This window comes from Ralstonia sp. TCR112 (assembly GCF_007997035.1).
GTDB classification, from domain to species: domain Bacteria; phylum Pseudomonadota; class Gammaproteobacteria; order Burkholderiales; family Burkholderiaceae; genus Ralstonia; species Ralstonia edaphi.
The window spans coordinates 25763-31762 of the sequence record NZ_VOSS01000027.1; the positions used below are offsets into that span (position 1 = coordinate 25763).

Here is a 6000-nt window from a genome sequence, read left to right on the forward strand (position 1 = left end):
GGGTGCGTAGGTGCGTGGTAGCCAGCCCAATGACGATGCCGCATTGCGCGGCACCGGGTCGTTTGAAACGCGACAGCGGCGGACTGGCGTGATAGCCGGTCCGCCGAAGGTGGATCGTGGCTTAGCGCGGCGTGCCGCCCAGTACGGTGCCCACCGTGCCAAGCAGACCGCCCACCGCGCCGGTGACCGGCGCCAGCGGCGTCGCTGAACCCGCCGAGGTCAGACCCGAGCCCACCGTGGTGACCACACCGCCAACCGGAGCCGTGATTGCGCTGATTGGGCCCAACGGGTTGCTGGTACCACCGGCCGCACCGCCCAGGCTACCTAGCGCGCCGGTAATCGGAGCTAGCGGGTTGGCGCCACCTGCGCCGCCAAGGCCACCGAGTGCGCCGGTGATGGGAGCGAGCGGGCTGGAGCCACCTGCACCGCCAAGACCACCGAGGGCGCCCGTAATGGGGGCCAGCGGACTGCTGCCGCCCGTTGCGCCACCCAGACCGCCCAGCAGGCCCGTGATCGGCGCCAGCGGATTGCCGCCCGATGCCGTCGGCGAATACACCACGCCGCCCAGTGCGGCAACCGTGTTGCCCGTGGCCGTCACCACGCCGCCAAGACCGCTTACCACCGGAACATTGGCCGCGGTGAGGGTCGTGCCGCCATTGGCGACTGCACCGCCAATCGTGCCGAGCAGCGAGTTGACCGGCGAGCCCAGGCCCGTGGCCGCGCCCAGCGTCTGCGTACCGCTGGTGACCTGCGAGGTCAGCGGCACGATCGCCGTGCTCAGTTGCTGCGTGAGCTGCTCCACAGGGCCGGTCGACAGGGCCGTGCCCAGCGTGCCGCCTCCGTTGGCAACGGCCTGGCCGACCTGCGTGACCACGCCTGCCAGCGGTGTCGTCACCGGCGCCAGCGGGGCCAGCGGGCCAGTGCCCAGGTTGTTGACCAGCGTGCCGGCGCTCGTGACCGTGTTGCCCGCACCGGTTACCACGTTACCGAGGCTGGAGACCGTGGTGCCAACCGGATTGGCGTTGCGGCCGATGCTGCCCAGCCCGTTCTGCACGCCCGTGCCTAGCGCCGAAACCGTCGCGCCGGCGTTTTCAACCACACCGCCCAGGCCGCTTTGCACACCGCTCAGTTGCGAGGGCAGCGGTGCGGTGGCGATGGTCTTGCCGAGGCCGCTCACAGTCGAGCCAGCCGCCGTGACAATGCCGCCCGTATTGTTGAGGACGGCACCCGTCGGTGTCAGCGGAGCAGGTGCTGGCGTCGGGCTGGGGGACGGCGAAGGCGAAGGAGACGGCGACGGGGAGGGCGAGGGGGACGGCGAAGGCGTCGGCGTTGAACCGCCGCCATTGTTATTGGAGCCGCCGCCGTTCGAACCTCCCAGCGAGCTGCCCATGTCCCCCGAGCCGGAGCTGGCGCAACCACCCAAAACCAACAGGCTTGCCATGGTGGCGGCCAGGCACTTGATGTTCTTATTCATGATGGATCTCCCGTTTTAAAAAGTCCGCTTTAATCAGCTGGAAAGGGTCTCACTGTTGATGTGAGGTGGCCGGACTCTGCAAACGGTGTGCCATGTCGACATTATTACGCAATGCGTAACGTGGTATCGGAATTTGCGGCGTTTGACCCAATAAAAATGGAGCGAATGTGAAAACTAACCAGAATATGGGATTTACATACCCCACCAAAGTAGGGGCTAAACGTTTGCTTTGTCGGTTATGTCGGGAGCGAATGTGTTCCGTGTCACGTTACGTCGTAACGTGCGGAACACGGATTTGGGAGGGGTAACGCGGCGAATTCAGGGTGGGGTAACACCTGACGTGCTAGCCGCAAATCCAATAACCACGCCGTCTCCTGAAAACTGAACCGGTTTTCTGCTGCGCCTGGCATGCCATTTGCAGAATGTGGCCCGCAGTCCGCAATACCGAGCTCAGACATCAAGACACATCATTCCAAGAAGGGGACGGACCATGACTCACATTCGATACTCCATTCGCGTTGCGCCGTTGGCCTGCGCTGTTGCCGCTCTCATGTTGGCGGCTTGCTCTTCGGGAGGCTCCGGCTCGGGCAGTTCGCCGAATCCGAGCCCGAGCGACACGACGGGCGTGACGCCCATCGGCAAGGTCGCAAACGGCACCGGCAACACCGTTGTCGCGACCGGCCAGGCAATCAGCAGCCTCGGCTCGACACTTCAGAACGCAAACATTCCGGGCCTGTCGGATCAGGCCAAGGCCGGGCTGGGCGGTACTGTCGACAACACCGGCAAGGCGGTCAGCGATCTCGGCCTGGGCATCCAGACCGGGCTCGGCAAGATGGGCCAGAACCCCAACCCGATCGGTACGACCGTGGCCAGCACCGGCAATGTCGTGACGGACCTCGGCCAGGCAACCGTGAGCGCCGGCTCGCTCGTGCAAGGCCTCGGTCAAGGCTCTGGCGCCCCGTTGGCGCCGATCACCCAACCGGTGGGCGGCGGCGTTCAGCAGATTGGCCAGGCGCTGATCGGCGGCGGCACGCTTCTGGGCAGCGCGTTGTCTTCCGGCGCGGTCCAGCAGGTGACGCAGCAACTGAGCACGGCCATCGTGCCGGTCACCACACAGGTCAGCGGCGCCACCCAGATGATTGGCGATTCGACGGGCCTCGGCGGCGCCTTGAACAACCTGCTGGGGACGGTAGGCGGCGGCGTTGCCGGCGTTGGCAACACCATCACCGGAACGGGCGTGCCGGTAGTCTCGAACCTCGGCCCGGTGGTGACTTCGGTGGGCACGACGGTCGCCGCAATCGGTGGCGTTGCCACGGCGGGCGGCTCGGCGGGCAGCAATCCGCTGGGTGGTCTGCTCGGCGGTGTGGGCGGCGGCACCGGCGGCACCAACCCGCTGGCGCCGTTGACCGGCCTGCTGGGTGGCGCATCGGGCGGCTCCAACCCCCTGGCCCCTGTCACGGGCCTGCTGGGCGGCGCAGCCGGTGGCAGCAACCCGCTGGCGCCCGTCACCAACCTGCTGAGCGGCGCGACCAGCGCGGCCGGCGGCACATCGGGCGGCAATCCGCTGGCCCCTGTCACCAACTTGCTGGGCGGCGTTGGCAGCCTGGCGCACTGAGCAGTACCTGTCTGTGCTCTTGAAGGTGCGCGGGCGTGTTCCCGTCGCTCGCGCATCCTTTTTTTGCCTGGACAGAAATGGGGAGCGTTCAGACCGACCCCGAGGATTAATGGGAAACCCGTCCTATTAATAGGATTAATCTTAGGATCATTAGGGGATTTCCATTATTTTTCAGAGGGTTGGCGCGTTTTTAGTAAAATTAAATAGAGACTTCATTCTAATTTGAGGCAAGTACCTCAATTGAGTTATTTTGTTTGCGGCGCGCACGCCTATAAAGATGTTACGACGTGTTACGTGACATACGTGACACGTCGAACAAAATGGTGGCCCATGGGGGGCGTGCGGTGATCATCGGACGTGTTCGGGACACGCGCGTCCGGTGATGTCTGAATTTCGTTCCATTAGTGGAACGACACCGGCAGCGAAATTTTTTGCTGTTTGTGTCATCGCAGTAAATCCCCATGCGTTTTATCCGTTATTACCAAATATGAACTGGCTAAGGTTGGAGCGCCGGAAGCTGGTCGGGATCAACACATCCGCGGGCGAGTGCAAACAGGAGAGAGAATCATGAAGAACGCCATTCTGAAGTTCATCCGTGACGAACAAGGTGCCACTGCCGTCGAGTACGGCATGATCGCTGGTCTCATCGCCGCCGCCATCGTGACGATCGTGACCACGCTCGGTACCAAGCTTGAGGGCGTGTTTGCGTCCATCTGCCAGGCCGTCAACAAGAACGTGGCTTGCTAGCAACCTGGTACGGCCACGTCGATACGCCAGGCTGGGCAGCGGTTGTCGTCCTTTCATTAGTTGCAATTGCGCAGGATTTCCGTTCAAGACGGGTGCCGAACTGGCTCGTTGCGGCGGGGGTCGTGCTGTCCGTCATCCTGGTCAAGTTCGGCGGAGTCCAGGATCTTGCCTATGACTGGCGCGACTTCTGGCTCGGCGGAGTGATCGCGTTTGCCTGCTTTCTGCCGCTGTACGCCCTCGGCTGGATGGGCGCCGGCGACGTGAAGTTCTTCACTGTCGTCGGCCTGCTGGCAGGCTGGCATGGCCTCGTGGCCGTATGGCTTGTCTCCAGCATGCTTTCCGGCCTGCACGCGCTCGGCATCATGGCGTTGCGCCAGCTTGATGCGTCTTCTCCATCGGCCTGGATCGTGATGCGCGTGTGCCCGGCTATCGCCCGCTGGGATACCGCTGGGGCAGGGCGTCGGGGTATTCCGTACGCCGCCTACATGGCGATTGGGTTGCTGAGCCTGCCATGGGTGCCTTCAGTGATGCGCATGCCATGGCTGCCGGGCATGTAGTTCAGACAGTTGAAGCGTTGAAGAAGAGCCGCCAAGCGGCCTGCCTATAAGAAAGGAGTCGGCCATGCCGACATTGCAACGGGAACGGGAGGGTGCTCGCATGCACCCGGAAGTCCGCACGCGTGCTGTCCGCCGCCCTTGGCGGTGCGGCAACCGCGGCGCAGCTTCAGTCGAATTTGCCGTCGTCGTGCCGGTGCTGCTGGTGCTCATGCTGGGCATCGTGTACTACGGCGTGATCCTCGCCATGCAGCAGGCGCTGACCCTGGCTGCGGAAGAGGGGGCACGCGCGGCGCTCCGCTATCAGCCTTCCAACACGCAGCGCGTGGCAGCCGCCTATGCGGCGGTGACGTCCGTGCTGCCCACCTTCCTTAGCGGGCGGGTCCAGACCAATCAGAACAGCACCCCGCTGGTGAATTGCCAGAACGTGGCGGGCATGCAATGCCTGAGCGTGGTCCTGACGATGCCCGTGACCTCCGGCAACAACCCGCTGCTGCCTTCGATACCGCTATTGCCCGCACCGGACACTCTGACGGGCTCTGCCGTCGTGCAGCTGGTGCCTGGCTCCTGACCTAAATCAGTTCGCTGACCTTCTCGATCGACCGCCCGGACACGCCGCCCAGATGACCAGCAAACACCTCCAGATCTTTGCCGCCGCGCTCTTGCTGCTCGCTGCCATTCTTGGCGCCGTGGCATGGAAGACGGCGCATCGCCCGCCAGCGCCCGTGGCCGCGCAGAAAGACGGCAAGACCGTCTATCCCGTTGTCGTGACCACGAAACCGCTGGAGGCCGGCAAGCCGATCACCGCGGACCAGGTAGCCATCGAGCAGTTGCCCATTAATCCGGCGGAGGGGTTTTCGGACGTGACGAAGGTGGTGGGGCGCGAGCCCATTCTGCCGGTCGGAGTGGGTGTGCCGTTGATTGCATCGCAGTTGTCATCGGGCCTCGCGCAACAGGTGGAGGCTGGGCAACGCGCGGTCGCCATCAACGTGGACGAGGTGATCGGCGTGGGCAACCGCGTCATGCCCGGCGATTACGTGGACGTGTTTCTTGTGATGCGAAAGGACGGCCAGGAGGTTCAAGACAGCCAGGCACGCCTGCTGTTGCCGCACCTGCGCGTGCTGGCGTTTGGCCCGCTGGCGGTCAATGAAGGGACGCAGAAACAGCCCGAGAACAACGGGGTCACGCGCAAGGTTGATCAGGCCAAGACGGCAGTGCTGGCCGTGCCGGTGGAGGCGGTCAGCCAACTGGCCATGGCGCATCAGAGCGGCCGTCTACTGCTGGCGCTGCGCAATCCGGGCGACGATGCCGAGCCGACCGTGAAGCCGCAAGACGGGGCGCTGCTGGCCGCCGGCAACCGCAACCCGATGGACGTCGCGCAGGCCGGCGTGTCGATGGCCAGCCTGACCGGCGCGGCGCGCCGCTCACCGGTGCTCCAGGTGCCGCCGCTGCCGGTGGTGGCATCAACGCACGCGACCGCACGTACCAGTACAGCTGCCACCGGCGGCGTAGAAATCATCCGCGCAGGAAAACGTGAGGAGCAACATGACTGACGCCGCCATCCTTCGCGGTTATGTGGGCACGCTGGTGTTGGCGGCCTGCGCATCGAC

General features: G+C 64.5%; 6 protein-coding genes. 5 read left to right on the forward strand and 1 reads right to left on the reverse strand.

Annotated elements, in window-relative coordinates:
* Window positions 1–121: 121 nt before the first annotated feature.
* Window positions 122–1474, reverse strand: coding sequence for a collagen-like triple helix repeat-containing protein (locus FUT88_RS09580; protein ID WP_147214768.1), 1353 nt, complete (start codon window positions 1472–1474; stop codon window positions 122–124).
* Between the two features lie 490 nt (window positions 1475–1964).
* Between FUT88_RS09580 and FUT88_RS09585 the strand changes: the two genes are divergently transcribed.
* From FUT88_RS09585 to cpaB, 5 genes are all read left to right on the forward strand, one after another.
* The gene (locus FUT88_RS09585; RefSeq protein WP_147214769.1) at window positions 1965–3089 is read left to right on the forward strand and encodes a collagen-like triple helix repeat-containing protein; all 1125 of its coding nucleotides are present in this window, start codon (window positions 1965–1967) and stop codon (window positions 3087–3089) included.
* Window positions 3090–3656: 567 nt separating this feature from the next.
* The gene (locus FUT88_RS09590) at window positions 3657–3836 is read left to right on the forward strand and encodes a Flp family type IVb pilin (RefSeq protein ID WP_147214770.1); all 180 of its coding nucleotides are present in this window, start codon (window positions 3657–3659) and stop codon (window positions 3834–3836) included.
* Window positions 3837–3928: 92 nt separating this feature from the next.
* Window positions 3929–4393 (forward strand): prepilin peptidase, encoded by a 465-nt coding sequence (locus tag FUT88_RS09595; protein ID WP_410003874.1) that lies wholly within the window; start codon window positions 3929–3931, stop codon window positions 4391–4393.
* Window positions 4394–4457: 64 nt separating this feature from the next.
* Window positions 4458–4961 carry a TadE/TadG family type IV pilus assembly protein gene (locus FUT88_RS09600; protein ID WP_147214772.1) on the forward strand — a complete coding sequence of 168 codons (504 nt, stop codon included), beginning with the start codon at window positions 4458–4460 and terminating at the stop codon, window positions 4959–4961.
* 52 nt (window positions 4962–5013) lie between these two features.
* Complete coding sequence (cpaB, locus tag FUT88_RS09605; protein WP_147214773.1) at window positions 5014–5943, forward strand: Flp pilus assembly protein CpaB; 930 nt, start codon at window positions 5014–5016, stop codon at window positions 5941–5943.
* Window positions 5944–6000 lie beyond the last annotated feature (57 nt).

Coding starts and splice junctions, on each gene's coding strand:
- FUT88_RS09580 (WP_147214768.1), bottom strand. CDS start 1,474: ATGAATAAGAACATCAAGTGCCTGGCCGCCACCATGGCAAGCCTGTTG.
- FUT88_RS09585 (WP_147214769.1), top strand. CDS start 1,965: ATGACTCACATTCGATACTCCATTCGCGTTGCGCCGTTGGCCTGCGCT.
- FUT88_RS09590 (WP_147214770.1), top strand. CDS start 3,657: ATGAAGAACGCCATTCTGAAGTTCATCCGTGACGAACAAGGTGCCACT.
- FUT88_RS09600 (WP_147214772.1), top strand. CDS start 4,458: ATGCCGACATTGCAACGGGAACGGGAGGGTGCTCGCATGCACCCGGAA.
- cpaB (WP_147214773.1), top strand. CDS start 5,014: ATGACCAGCAAACACCTCCAGATCTTTGCCGCCGCGCTCTTGCTGCTC.